Genomic DNA, 13,698 nt, shown 5'->3' on the forward strand with positions numbered 1-13,698 from the left:
TGCACTTGCACTATTTTGAGAGTTTCAGAGATTTTACGTATTGTGAACATTGGTGCCGTTTGACAACAAGACACCAAAAAATATAAGAATAATACCTAATATTTGTGAGTAATCCAAACTTTGATTGAAATAAAACCGGCTAATAAGGCACGAAAAAATAATACCCAACCCAGAGGATACACTATAAACAACACTCATAGGCGTAACTTTTAAGGCAAGGGATAGAAAGAGAAACGATAGCACATACCCAACACTCATTACGCAAATTGGGAGAGGTTTTGTGAAATTCTGTGCTTCTTTAAGTGCTGCCGTGCCGATTACTTCGGAAACCACCGTAAAGAAAATGTACAAAAATCCCTTCATTGGTCTATCCGTTTAGAATATGTAATTTTTTCAATAATTCTCTGAATATCTTCGCAATTAATGCTATTCAGTTTGTCAGCACCTAATATTTCCCATAATGACAATCCATCTGCCGCTAAGCAGCATAAAATCATTAACGGCGAACTTTCTTCAAAAAGCCCGGTAGATTTTATTGTTTGCCAATAAATGCGCGTCCATTCTTGAGACAATGTATTGTCTGACAGCATGATAGATAGCAACTGGCGCAGAATAATATAGCTTTTATCCTGCGGGTTAGATGCATTACCCAAGCCAATATAGGCACGCGCTGCCCGCCCTGTTTCAACAGGATCTTTTTCCATAGCAGCCTGTATTTCATCCCGAAAAAGATTGAGTTCTCGATGGAACAACCCATCAAGAAGTTTCTCCTTAGAGGGAAAATGATGGAGCAAGCCGCCTTTGCTAACACCCGCCTTTTGCGCAACCAAATTTAGTGTCAGTTTTTGTGCGCTTTCATGAATCAGTATTTCAGCAGCAGCATCTAAAAGATTGCTTTTTACAGATTCCGGATTGTTTGTACGTGTCTTATGGCTTGTCATGAGCAAAACATACCGTCTGGACGGTTTCTTGTAAAGCCCAAACCTATAGCCCTAAAAAATGGCTAAAAAGCCAGACTTATGATGTTTTGGGTAACAGGCACTCCTAATTTAATGTGCTCTTCTTGGTAAGAGACGCACATAAGCCCTACACCTCTCACCAGAAAACATTGTGAAATTAAGATTTCTTTTTTGGAGATACGTTTTCTTTGGATGATAAGGCAGAAGGGAGAGTAGAAATGCGCCCTGCTTTAATGGCTGCACAGAAGGTTTTCCAATCAGCTTTTGTCTGATCTGCATAAGCAACAGAAAAACCCGCAATGGCGTCTGCAAAAGCACGCCCTCCACCCAGATAGCCTGCCAAAGTGGCAACATCACCAGAACGCGCATGAGCGCGTGCAAGCGTGCGACCACATAAAAGCGCATAATCTGGCAGACCAATCTGTGCAAATTCTGCCCCAATCGCAGCCAAACGCTGATCTTTCAGCCGGCGCACATAAAACTGGCGCTGCCCAACAGGAAGGCTTCCCGTTTCGCCATCTACTTCATCTGTGCCGCTACTATGCGTCCAGCCTAAAAACGCGTCAGATGCTGTTTGCATAATACGTTGCCCTACCACAACGCGTTCACCCTGATTGTGGAATGTCGAGGGTGGAAGATATGGAGCTAGAACAGAAACCTGCGCTTCCTTGATTTGAAGCAGTAAAACTTCATTATCTGGTGTCGAAAATAGGCCTATGGCGCAAAACGTGCCCACACTGCCTACGCCTACAACCTTAAAAATAACATCCTGCAACGTGTAGCGAGAAAGCAGAATGGCACGTTCAGGCGGTTGTGTTGCAATATATCGGGTAAAGGCTGCGCGTATTGCCTCGTCCTGTTCTGGCAGACGCACCACCAAGGGCGGTTTTTCTGTTAGGCGTGGTGTACCGCAATCTTCTGCCACAAGGCCAAAATGTGTACGCGCACTTTCCAGGCGTGCATCTAGCAGGTTCTGGACTTTTTTGCGGGCTTGTTTGTCCTGAAAACCCGCAATGGCGGCCGAAAGATCAATGCGTTCTGCCCAGATTTCCAAAGGGCTCATAGGGGCTAGGCGCACCATTTCCTGCGCATAGCATTGCGCCATGCTACGTGCCAGATTACGTGCAGATGCCTCGGAAAGCCCAGATTCTCGCCCCGCCAGCACCAAAGAGGTGCCTAAACGTTTGATGTCCCATTCAAATGGAGCGGAAAGCGTTTCATCAAAATCATTGATATCAAAAACTGCGGTTCCTTCCGCAGAGGCATAACTGCCAAAGTTGGCCAGGTGGCAATCTCCACAGCTTTGCACTTTTAGACCAGCGGAAAGTGTTCCGGCCAAATCTGCTGCCATAACAGCAGCCGCGCCGCGTAAAAAGGCAAAGGGAGAAACGGCCATGCGTGCATAACGCACTGGTAATAATGCGCTGATTCGATGCTCCCCTTGCGTAACAAGGATAGACACCGGATCTATCCTTGTTTTTGGGGGATGCCATTCTGCCTGTTGGGTACGTGGCGCAATCTTGCGCAGTTTTATGCCATTGGCATGGCGAAGGGCGCGAGGAATAAGGCTGGCGGTCTGTGCTGGAAGAGCTGAGGTCATAGAACATTTTTAGGCATAGCTCTTAGAGTAAACCAACAACTCAAACGAAAAGCGTTGCAGGTATGCAGTATTCTCGTATCTCTGGCCATATTTAGAGCCAGTGTCTTTTTTAGGAACATACCTTCTCTTTCTGCCGTTCTCTGACAGGCACATTGTGCCAGACTGGTAACGGGCAGGAACTTCGCAACCAAACATAACGTTTGCCTTGTTATATAAATGCAATACCGGGATAACCCTTTCTATCCCTGATATATTTTAAGTTTTTATCTGTTTGTGGCCTTATGCCTTCAAGGAGCACGCTTTATGACTGAAACACCCCCTCAGACACCCGCAAAATCGCACCCGGTGCTGATAGGGTTAGGTTGTTTTCTGCTGGCCATTATCCTGCTGATTGTATTCTGGTCATGGGATTGGTTTGTACCTTTGGTCAATTCCCGTGCCACGGCAATACTCCACCGCAAGACCACTATTGAGCATCTGCACGTTGCGCTTGGGCGTGTGACAACTATTCGGGTGGAAAACCTTAGGATAGAACAGCCCAAGACCTTTGATCAGGAAAAAGATCTGTTTGCTCAATCTAAGGAGCTAACCGTTTCAGTTGATGTCTGGTCCTACCTATGGCATCGCGCGCTTCATATCCCGCTGATAGCGCTTACTGAGCCCAAAGCAGACATTCTTGCCCGCAAGAATGGTGAAAATAATTACACCTTTACGGAAGACGGAAAACCCGCCCCAGCAAATAAGAACAAGACGGAGCAGGCCAGCAGCCTTCCTGATATTGGAGAACTGCGTATTACCAATGGTGCACTGCATGTCCGGCATGATCCGCTACAGGCTGATATGCAGATGGGAGTGGAAACCACGCCTCCGCAAGGCAACAATCGCGGATCTTTGCGTCTTACAGCTAAAGGACGTTATGCGCAGCAACCTATTACAGCCCGCTTTGTAGGGGGCACTGTTCTCTCCTTTGTTGATGATAAGGAGCCTTATCCGGTTGATTTGTTCGTGCAAAATGGCCCTACCACAGCCACGCTGAAAGGGGATGTTGTGCATCCGCTCACACTCAGTGGGGCGCATCTCAAACTGCACTTTGCCGGGCCTGATATGTCTTTGCTGTATCCGCTTACCGGTGTACCCATTCCACGCACACCTGCGTACAGCATTACGGGAGCCCTAAACTATACGCGCGAACATGTTGTTTTTAAAGATTTTGAAGGCAAGATGGGCACTAGTGATATTGGTGGCACCATTGAAATCAACCCACATGAAAAGCCCATATTCGTACAGGCAGACCTCCATTCCAAACAAGTAAACCTTGTTGATCTGGGAGGTTTTATTGGCGCAAAACCTGACAAGACAAAAGCAGAAGAAAAAGCGGAAGCCAAAAGCAACACGGTGCTGCCAGATACCCCTATCAACATTCCCAAACTGAATGCTGTAAATGCACATGTTACGTATCATGGTGCGCACATCGAAAATCAGAAAGTACCGCTTGATAATATTGACGCCGAATTTTTTGTGACCGATGGCGCCATTGATCTGAAACGCCTGAATTTTGCAGTGGGGAATGGCACTCTGGCCAGCTCCGCTACCCTCAAGCCAGATGGAAAGTTGTTTGATACGACCGCGCGTATCGATTTTGCCCGCATTGACCTTTCACGCATTATGCAGGCTACCGCAAATTCAAAAGCCCAAGGTATTATTGGCGGGCATATGACACTCAAGGCGAAAGGTAATTCCATTGCCTCTCTGATGGCCGCAGGTAATGGGGGGCTTACGCTGGTTCTGGATCAAGGGGGGGATATTACAGCCATCTTGCCGAGTGTATTGGGTCTGCAACTGGCTAATGCTGTTCTCAGTGCGATTGGTCTCCCATCCCATACAGATATTCGCTGCTTTATTGCGGATATGCCGCTCAAGAATGGTATTGTCTCAACCAATACCTTGCTGCTTGAAACGGGCGAAGCCCGCACCTTGGGTAAAGGCACTATCAATTTTCGCACAAACAAGCTGGATTATGAACTCACCACGCGTTCACAACATCCCACAATTGCTTCGCTACCAGGTGCATTCCATATTACCGGGCCTATCAAATCGCCCATGGTTCTTCCCGGTGCCGAAATTATTGGCCGCGCAGCCGCAGCTACCGGGCTTGGATTTGTTTTTCCGCCGCTTGCCTTGCTTCCAACCATTCAGTTCGGTGTAGGTGACAAATCTCTGTGCAGCCGCGCTGTTCAGGAAGTGAATAGCAATCCTGCCGCCGGGATTGCACCTGGAGCACTCTCTCATGCACGCGGTTTAGTAGGAAAACAAAAGCCTTCCTCCACGCAAGCCCGCACAACAAACGGCAAGAAACCTGCGCCTGCTGAAAGGCCAAAAAAGGGACAACAAAAGCAAATGACACCTGCCGAAGTGCGGGCCGCATGGGAGGCAAAACTTAAGAACAAGTAATAGGAAACCGCTGTTTATGCAGGGCTCTTCTTCCTGTAAGAGCAAGCCTTATTGATTTTTATTAGTGGCTACGGATCCAAGCAAGCAGCTTGCCCGTAGCCATCGGCAGCACAATCTGTCTTGCGTTCAAAAATTTTGCAAAATTTTACCTTTTGTTTCTGGTAAGCAAAATACAATCAGTAATGCCGAACCATAAGTAAACCCCTGCCCGTTTGCCCGTAATGCCTTAAGCTCTGTCGGCGATGAAGGCTGTACGAATAGAGCTTGTTTTTCATTGTAATGCTCCAAGGTTTTGGTCTTTCTCGTTGCCTTTCAAAAGATGGGTTAGTTCATCAACAAGACAGATGCGGCCTGCTCTGAACTGATAAAAGGCAACAACTTTGATCAGACTTTCCTCACCAGAGGGGTGTGTAATACGTGCTACGTGCACTGTGGCCGCTTTATTACCCTCACACACTATGTGCTGGATATCGATTTCCAGCCGACTAAGGTTGGCACGCAAAGCGCGTGTGTGAGTTTGAAAGGCGCTTACGGGAATGCAGTTTTCAGCATGGCGCCAGCGCTTACGTATTCTCAATGCTCAGGAAAAACTGGCACGAGGTGATCATGTTACCCATGTTGCCGCTGCTGTGGGTTACGAAAGCCTGGGGGCATTTGCCGCAGCCTTTAAAAAGAACACAGGATATAGCCCCAGTGCCTATGCACAACGCTGCCGTGCTAAAGCTACTCCCCCAATGTGAATAGAAGCTGCATGAGATGAAGCACGTCTGGATCTCATTATAGCCCCATCATCATGTTTACAAAACAGTTTGCGTGCGTTCATCACAATATCGCGCAAGGGAAACCGGCTCTTGCGTTTACTCTTTAATTCATAAATCTGTTGTACTGAATAATAGCAATGACACGTCTTAGAACGTGCGCCCAAGGCCCTGTCTGTATGGATATTTTTACGAGGTCGATCATGAACTGTTCCGGGGGCATGTAATGAGGAATGAAACGGGCGCAACCACACAGATTCCTCTTCGTAAAATAATAGCTCTTTTTGCTTTAGGTAGTTGTGCGCTTCTGAATATTTATGCCACTCAGCCTATCCTGCCCGATATTGCACGGCAATTTGGCGTGAGCCTGGGGGCCAGCACCTGGACAATCAGTGCCTCCACGCTAGGCGTTGCAGTTGCTGCCCCGCTGGCGGGTGCTATCTCGGATCGCTTCGGGCGCAAACACATTATGGTAATGGCGCTTATCGGGCTGATTGTCACAACCGCTAGCTGCGCTCTGGCATGGAGTTTTGCAGCTCTTTTTTCCCTACGGTTTGCACAAGGGTTACTGGTTCCGTTTATCTTTACCGCCGCCCTTGCTTATATTGCCGAGGAATGGTCGGGGCGTGCCGCAACCACCATAAACGGTGTGTATGTTGCGGGTACGGCGTTCGGTGGGTTCTGTGGCCGATTTCTTGCAGGTGCAGCCGCTGCATTAACGGGATGGCTTTCTACATTTCTTGTCTTTGCTGTTTTGCTTTCTTTCGTGCTTGCTCTTGCCGTGTTTTGTTTACCTACGGAGCGCCATTTCAAACCCAGCCCTTCCCTTTCTGAAAGTTTAAAAAGTGTCATAAAAGGCGCGCAGGACTGGCGGCTACTAGCCACCTGTTTTATCGGTGCCAGCTTGCTGTTTCAGCAGGTCACCTCCTTTACCTATCTGAGCCTACGTTTGGGAGCGCCACCGTTCAGCCTGACCTCTCTAGAGGTTGGCGCCCTATTTGTGGTCTTTCTATTGCCAGTCTTAGTTACACCTTTCTTTGGGCGCCTTATTGGCAGGATTGGACGCACACAGGCTTTTCTGCTCTCACAAATAGCCGGAATTGTAGGAATTGTTCTCACACTTCCCCTCTATCTCCCTTCTATCGTGATTGGGCTGGCTCTTTCCTGCATGGCCGTTTTTGCCGGACAATCCTGTGCTACTGGTTACACGGCGCGTCATGCCAAAACGGGCCGGTCTGCGGCAACTGGCCTCTATCTTACCTGCTATTATCTAGGTGGCAGTGTTGGGGCTGTTGTTCCCGCTCCTTTTTACGCGCGTTATGGATGGCTTGGTTGCGCAGCCCTGATTTGTCTGGTTGCCCTTGCCAGTGCTGCACTCGCACGCGCAGCATGGCAAGAAATGGTTAATTGATTAATATGTAAAATTCACGATTATTTACTCATATATAAATTTATTTATTCAGAAACTAATTTTCTTCAAACCTGTTGTTATTAGATAAATGGTGGCTGGCAAAACGACCATTATACGCAGAGCTCTGTTCTTCATGTCGCCCTGCGCCGCTTTCGGAGATATATATGGTTGATATTATTTGCCGAAACAGCATTTTGTTCGATGGCCGTGGAAAATCTCCCGTCATTGCAGACGTTGCCATAACCGATGGCAAAATTACTGCAATCGGTACCTATCTTGAAGCCATACACGGTGCTATCGAGATAGAATGTCAGGGTTTGTGGTTAATGCCAGGATTACTGGATATTCATACACATCTTGATCTGGAAATCGAACTTGCCCCTGAATTGCCAGAAGTAGTACGCCACGGAACCACAACTGTTGTTATAAGCAATTGCTCCATTGGCGTGACGTATGGTCATCAGCGCCGCAATGGTGAAGCCCCTATTGTTGATTGCTTCGCAAGGGTTGAGAATATGCCAAAGTCTGTTCTAAGCCGGGTTGCGGATGCCTGCTCATGGTCAGATTCACAAGGTTATCTTCACCATCTGGAAAGCCTGCCACTGGGGCCTAATGTGGTGCCGCTCATACCTCATTCCATGCTCAGGATTGAAGTTATGGGGTTAACCGCATCTATCAGCAGAGAACCAACAAAGCAGGAGCTTGCCCAAATGGCGCAACTTCTGGAAGCCGGTATGTTTCAAGGTTATGCTGGTTTCTCAACCGATGCGCTGCCTTTTCATTTCCTTGCCAACATACCAAACAAAAAGAAAAAAATCCCGACCCAGTATGCGCGCTTTCCAGAATTATCCCGGCTTACAAATATTGTAAGACGTTATAATCGCGTTTGGCAGACCACTCCTCCCAAAGACGATATTTTTGCCGCAGTACGCAGTTTTATGCTGACCAGCGGACGCCTTTACAAACAACCGCTTAAAACAACAGTATTGGCAGCGATTGACCTACAGACCAATCGTTCCGCCATGTACCTTTGCCTTCTACTATCTTTCATTCTGAATTCCCCAATGCTGAAAGGAAATTTACGTTTTCAGGTTTTATCATCATCATTTCGTATCTGGAGTGATGGTGCCATCAATCCGATAGCGGATGAAGTGCCAGAGTTTCGGGTTCTCAACGAACTGGAACTTGATGACCGTCAAGGACGTGGCCACATTCTCAATGCCCCCGCATGGGTCAAAGCATTCCGAAAAATGTGGCTTAAGGGAAAAAACGGTTGGTCTCTTGCCAGAATGTTGCGGAGGCTCTGTTTGGAAGATGTTGTGCTAACTCGGCAACTCAATGACATGATTGTAGCAGAATGCCCACTGACCGATTGGGTTGGAGAAGCGCTGGAAGCCCCTTATCGCAGGCTTCTCAAGTATCAAGCTTCAAATGGTCATGATGTTTTTCAGCATGATGAAGAAACGGAATTTTTCGCAAGCTTTCCAAACCCAATCAAAGATGATGCAGCATTTTTCCTCCATTTGCTGCGGGCATGGGATACAGATTTGCGTTGGGAAACAACTTTTGCAAACCGTAATGCCAAAACACTCAGAAAGCTCCTGTTTCACAATCAAACCCTACCGGGTTTTAATGACAGTGGCGCACACCTTGCCAATATTGGTTTTTATGACGGAAACCTGCGTGCATTAAAAATTGCACAGCAAGAAGGATTGCAGCAGGTTTCTTGCATGGTTCATCGCCTGACAGAACTTCCTGCAAAATTTTTCGGAATCAATGCAGGATTGGTGTGCCTCGGTGCACAAGCTGATCTTTGTATTATTGACCCTGTCGCTCTTGCACAATGGAACCCAGAAAAAACCTACCACTTCATGTACCGCCCTGAATTCGGATGCAGGCAAATTGTTAATCGTCCAGATGCCGTTGTACGGAGCGTTATTATCGGCGGGAAAGTAGCATGGGATAACGGCACGTATTCAGAAGAATTCGGGAAAACTGCATACGGACGGGTAATCAGGGCAAAAGACCATGCGCAGGAAGGAGGATCTAGGTAACTATTTGATTATGTAGTATTTATTCAGGAATTTTCTTTCCAGATCTGATACTGACAGCAGTTCTGAGCGTGTGGCTAAGAAAAAATAAATAAAATAAAATCAATACGTTAGTGCATATAAAAAAATAGTTCCGGATTAGGAACATTTTTATGTTGCAACCAAAGCAGATACGCTAGAGAATGAGTAATACGATTTTACATATTCGTATTACTGGAGTTCTAACATGCATCTGCTCTCGCCTCTCCGGAAAGCTCTCTTGGCTGGTGTTTGTGCTGCGGCAACTTTTGTCTCGGCCTCCGCATCTGCTGCAACACTAAAAGTTGGTTATAGCGACTGGCCCGGTTGGGTTGCATGGCAAGTTGCCATTGATAAAGGCTGGCTGAAGGAAGCTGGCGTAGATGCCGACTTCCAGTGGTTTGATTACAGTGCCTCTCTGGATGCCTTTTCTGCACACAAGCTTGATGCTGTTATGGCAACAAATGGTGATGCACTGGTAACAGGCGCAAATGGCCACAAGGGAGAGATGATCCTTGTAACAGACTATTCCGATGGCAATGATATGGTGGTGGCCCAGCCGGGAATTACCGATATGCAGGGCCTTAAGGGCAAATCTGTTGCGGTTGAAGAAGGATTGGTAGATCATCTCCTTTTGCTCAAAGGTTTGGAAAAAGCCGGTATGAGCGAGAAAGATGTCAAGCTAGTTAATACCAAAACCAATGAAACCCCTCAGGTTCTGGCTTCTGGCGAAGTTGCAGCCGTGGCTGCTTGGCAGCCTAATGCAGGCCAAGCCTTACATATGGTGCCCGGAGCGCGCCCGGTGTTTACATCGCATGAAGTGCCCGGATTGATTTATGATACTATCGTTGTTGATCCACAGTCCTTGCATGATAACCGCGATCAATGGCAGCGGTTGATTGGTGTGTGGGATCGTGTTGTTACTTACATTCAGGATCCCAAAACGCAGCCTGATGCCCTACGCATTATGGCAACCCGCACAGGGGTTTCTCCAAACACTTACAAACGCTTCCTAAAAGGCACGCATCTTCTGACACTTTCAGATGATAGAACTATTTTTACAAAAAAGGATGGTTTGGACTCTATCTACGGTTCTTCTGCCATCTCTGATGCCTTCAATGTACGTTACGGCGTGTATAAAACGCCGCAAAATGTGGGCAGCTACATTGATCCATCCTTTGTAAACGCCGTGAAATAAGGCTGAGGTAGGAGACCGCGATGCAAGGCCTTGCCGCCTCATGGAGATTGTATGGCCGGACAGACCGAACGGCACGTGGAGTGTTCGGTATTCTGGCGGTTCTCCTACCTTTACTAACATGGAGTGCTGTAAGCTACCTGCCTTTTATATGGCATCCGCAGGTGCTCATCACTGATCCCGGTGGAGAAGATTATCTTGAATCCGGCATGAGGATGAAGCGCGCAGACTTCAACCGCGCTGTGGATGAGATGCGAGCAAAACAACTGCCCGCTCCACAAGGAATTGCAACAAACCCTGTTTATTTCCCATCCCCTGGAGAGGTGCTGTCAGCCTTCGTGCATGCGTTTACCTCTGCGGCGCCAACTGGTGCAGAGCATTCCATCACGCAGGCTTTCGGGCACAGTATTCGGATTATTTTCTGGGGTTTTGTTATCTCGTCACTCATCGGGGTGCCGTTGGGTGTGTTGTGTGGCGCTTTGCCAGCCATGGCGCGCCTTATTGAGCCATCGGTAGATTTTTTTCGCTACCTGCCTGCCCCTGCCTTTGGCGCACTCGCTGTTGCTATTCTTGGTATTTATGATGCGCCCAAGATTGCTATTATTGTTATTGGCACGCTGTTCCAGCAAATACTTGTTATTGCCAACACAACCCGCAAACTGGATTTTGCCCTTATTGAGGCGGCACGCACACTTGGTGCACGCGGATTAAGACTGCTTTTTCGTGTGGTGATACCGGGGATTCTGCCTGATCTGTACCGTGATCAACGCATCCTGCTGGGTTGGGCTTGGACGTATTTGATCGTAGCGGAGCTGATTGGCACATCATCGGGTATTACGTGGTTTATTACACAACAAGCCCGCTACCAGCATTTTGATAATGTGTACGCGGCTATGGCTCTTATCGGAATTGTCGGGCTGGGTACGGATATGGTTCTGGGCCTGCTGGCACGTAAGTTCTTTACATGGAAAAGGGAGAACGCCTGATGACCCAAAATTCTCTCCCTGACTATCGCATTTTACCGCCAGATGTGGCTGAACGCATGGCGCACATCAAACAGCGTGAATGTGTATTGAAAATTGACCATGTTGGAAAAGTATTCACCCAAAAGCGTAACCAGACCATAGCGCTGGAAGACATCAATTTAGACATCCATCGGCGTGAATTTGTATGTGTTGTTGGCCCATCCGGTTGCGGTAAATCTACACTTATCCGCATTCTTGCCGGGCTGGAAGACACGACCACAGGGCGTATCCTTGTGGATGGAAAACCAGTAAATGGCCCCGGCCCTGATCGCGGCATGGTGTTTCAGAAATACACGCTCTTTCCATGGATGGATGTGTGCCGCAATGTAATGTTTGGCATTGAAATGGGCGGAACTTCCAAGGTGGAAGCGCGCCGAGAAGCCATGCAATGGCTCCAGATTGTGGGGCTGGAACAATTTGCATCTTCTTTCCCGCATCAGCTTTCAGGCGGCATGCAACAACGCGTTGCCATTGTGCGCGCATTAGCTGCACGCCCACGCGTGCTGCTGATGGATGAATCCTTCAGCGCGCTGGATGCCCAGACACGCCTGAAAATGCAGAATTATCTGATGGAGATCTGGCGCAAAATAGACATTACCATTGTTTTTATCACCCATGATCTGGATGAAGCCATTTATCTGGCAGACCGGATACTTGTGCTTAAGCCACGTCCGGGCCGGGTAGAGGAAGTTATCGAAGTACCGCTTTCCCGCCCCCGCCGGGCTACACAGATGACCTCAGACGAATTCCTCGCGACAAAAGCCCATCTGGAGGCACTCATTCGCTCCTTTGGTGATAACACCGAGGAAACGGATGAAGGAGCGGAAGATTTCAACATCCCCCTCCTCACCCTCGTAACAGATAAGGCGGAATAGGACGAACACTCATGAGCAGCCGGGAAACAAAAGAACAGGTCAGCCGTATCAGCGTTTCTCTGCCACCGGGGATCTTGCACGAACTGGATGCCATGGTGGCCGAAAAAGGCTATGCCAGTCGTTCACAAGCCATACAAAACATCCTGCATCAGGAGCTTATGGCATCACGGAAAGACTGTGCTGAAGAGTTGATGGCTGGTGTCATCATTCTCTTTTACAACAACGCCGCAACGGGTCTTTCCCAAAAACTGGCTGAACTGCAATACGAAAATCTGGCTGAAGTTATCAGCTCCTTGCATGTCAACCTCGTACGCCGTCAGACACTTGAGGTGCTTCTGGTGCAAGGGCAGGTCAAAAAGCTTCAGGAAATTGCAGATCAGTTTATGACGCAATCTGGGGTTATTTCGGGAAAACTCCATCTTATTGCGTCTCTTATTCCGCCTGTTCATGAAAAAGGCCGTCCCCCACAGCTCGACACTGTGCCGTGCTGAATATCATTTTTTCAATTCACTCCACTCCACAATACAGGAGCGTTCCATGCAGATAGATCAACAGACCCCCGAATGGTATCGCGCCCGCTACAACCAGCTTCGCGATCAAGCATTGCTCAAGGAAAATAGTGCACGCCCGGCTGCTGCGCCTATTGAAATGGCAGAAGGCAGCGTTCTGCACCGTGAAACCATACCGGGAGGTTGGTACTGGAGCACACTTTTACCACGTGGGCAGGCGCTGCGGCTGATCAATACCCATGGCAATAATGGTGTTTCCGTAGGCATTTGGAACGCAGATGATCATAGTGAACGTTACAACGCGGGTGACACCATCAAACTGCAATGGACCACATGCCTGACAACAGGGCGTGTTCTGTTCTCTGATATGGGGCGTGTACTTGCTTCCATTATCAATGATTCCTGCGGCTTTAGTGATACACTCATGGGTGGCAGCACGCCGCAAAGCAATGCGCGCAATTTTGGTAATGCAGGCTTGCGTAATACCCGGAAAAATCTGCGCCTGATTGCTGGCAAGCATGATATGGCCCAGCATGATGTTACATCCTGCATCAGTTTTTTCTCTCATATCAGCACGCAAGCAGATGGCAGCTTCCGCTGGATTGAAGGCGATGTGCAGCCGGGGGACTATGTAGATCTGCGTGCAGAAATGAATCTGCTTGTTGCTGTCTCCAACTGTCCGCACCCGTTGGCACCAGATAAAACCTTTGCCCCTGCCCCAATTGATGCCGTGCGCTGGCAAGCCCCTGCTTTTAAGCCAGATGATCTTTGCCGGACATTTTGTGAAGAAGCCCGCCGTGGCTTCGAAAACACAGATCCCCTCTTTGCCTGATCCAGGAACCAGAC

General features: G+C 48.2%; 12 protein-coding genes and 1 pseudogene. 9 read left to right on the forward strand and 4 right to left on the reverse strand.

Going from position 1 to position 13,698, the window contains the following annotated elements; genetic code table 11:
* Window positions 1-33: 33 nt before the first annotated feature.
* The 3 genes from DS739_RS06890 to DS739_RS06900 all read right to left on the reverse strand — a co-directional run bounded on the left by DS739_RS06890 (window position 34) and on the right by DS739_RS06900 (window position 2,559).
* On the reverse strand, window positions 34-363 hold the full coding sequence (locus tag DS739_RS06890) for a multidrug efflux SMR transporter (protein WP_006115494.1): 330 nt from the start codon (window positions 361-363) through the stop codon (window positions 34-36).
* Window positions 360-941: a TetR/AcrR family transcriptional regulator gene (locus DS739_RS06895; protein ID WP_035353741.1), complete on the reverse strand. Its 582-nt coding sequence runs from the start codon at window positions 939-941 to the stop codon at window positions 360-362. Before DS739_RS06895 ends, DS739_RS06890 begins: the two co-directional genes overlap by 4 nt.
* Window positions 942-1,116: 175 nt before the next feature.
* Window positions 1,117-2,559, reverse strand: a complete 1,443-nt coding sequence (locus DS739_RS06900) for a DUF2252 domain-containing protein (RefSeq protein ID WP_006115496.1) — start codon at window positions 2,557-2,559, stop codon at window positions 1,117-1,119.
* Between the two features lie 303 nt (window positions 2,560-2,862).
* Here DS739_RS06900 and DS739_RS06905 point away from each other — a divergent pair, with 303 nt between their 5' ends.
* Window positions 2,863-5,010, forward strand: coding sequence for an AsmA family protein (locus tag DS739_RS06905; RefSeq protein WP_035353273.1), 2,148 nt, complete (start codon window positions 2,863-2,865; stop codon window positions 5,008-5,010).
* A gap of 271 nt (window positions 5,011-5,281) precedes the next feature.
* Here DS739_RS06905 and DS739_RS06910 read toward each other — a convergent pair whose 3' ends face one another.
* The gene (locus DS739_RS06910; RefSeq protein WP_081461407.1) at window positions 5,282-5,587 is read right to left on the reverse strand and encodes a nuclear transport factor 2 family protein; all 306 of its coding nucleotides are present in this window, start codon (window positions 5,585-5,587) and stop codon (window positions 5,282-5,284) included.
* Here DS739_RS06910 and DS739_RS06915 point away from each other — a divergent pair.
* The 8 genes and pseudogenes from DS739_RS06915 to DS739_RS06950 all read left to right on the forward strand — a co-directional run.
* Window positions 5,541-5,750, forward strand: a pseudogene (locus DS739_RS06915) (helix-turn-helix domain-containing protein); the annotation flags it as partial. The gene DS739_RS06910 and the pseudogene DS739_RS06915 sit on opposite strands and share 47 nt — an antisense overlap.
* A 244-nt stretch (window positions 5,751-5,994) precedes the next feature.
* Window positions 5,995-7,179: an MFS transporter gene (locus DS739_RS06920; protein ID WP_035353270.1), complete on the forward strand. Its 1,185-nt coding sequence runs from the start codon at window positions 5,995-5,997 to the stop codon at window positions 7,177-7,179.
* Between the two features lie 164 nt (window positions 7,180-7,343).
* Window positions 7,344-9,233 carry an amidohydrolase family protein gene (locus tag DS739_RS06925; RefSeq protein ID WP_035353267.1) on the forward strand — a complete coding sequence of 630 codons (1,890 nt, stop codon included), beginning with the start codon at window positions 7,344-7,346 and terminating at the stop codon, window positions 9,231-9,233.
* 223 nt (window positions 9,234-9,456) lie between these two features.
* Window positions 9,457-10,446 carry an ABC transporter substrate-binding protein gene (locus tag DS739_RS06930; RefSeq protein WP_006115501.1) on the forward strand — a complete coding sequence of 330 codons (990 nt, stop codon included), beginning with the start codon at window positions 9,457-9,459 and terminating at the stop codon, window positions 10,444-10,446.
* 20 nt (window positions 10,447-10,466) lie between these two features.
* On the forward strand, window positions 10,467-11,429 hold the full coding sequence (locus DS739_RS06935; protein ID WP_006115502.1) for an ABC transporter permease: 963 nt from the start codon (window positions 10,467-10,469) through the stop codon (window positions 11,427-11,429).
* Window positions 11,429-12,343, forward strand: a complete 915-nt coding sequence (locus DS739_RS06940) for an ABC transporter ATP-binding protein (protein ID WP_035353265.1) — start codon at window positions 11,429-11,431, stop codon at window positions 12,341-12,343. Before DS739_RS06935 ends, DS739_RS06940 begins: the two co-directional genes overlap by 1 nt.
* Window positions 12,344-12,354: 11 nt before the next feature.
* Entirely contained in the window at window positions 12,355-12,834 is a 480-nt protein-coding gene (locus tag DS739_RS06945; protein ID WP_006115504.1) for a CopG family ribbon-helix-helix protein, read from the forward strand.
* A 46-nt stretch (window positions 12,835-12,880) separates the two neighbouring features.
* Window positions 12,881-13,684: an urea amidolyase associated protein UAAP1 gene (locus tag DS739_RS06950; protein WP_035353262.1), complete on the forward strand. Its 804-nt coding sequence runs from the start codon at window positions 12,881-12,883 to the stop codon at window positions 13,682-13,684.
* The last annotated feature ends 14 nt before the right edge of the window (window positions 13,685-13,698 follow it).

The organism is Acetobacter sp. JWB (assembly GCF_003323795.1).
GTDB classification, from domain to species: Bacteria; Pseudomonadota; Alphaproteobacteria; order Acetobacterales; family Acetobacteraceae; genus Acetobacter; species Acetobacter oryzifermentans.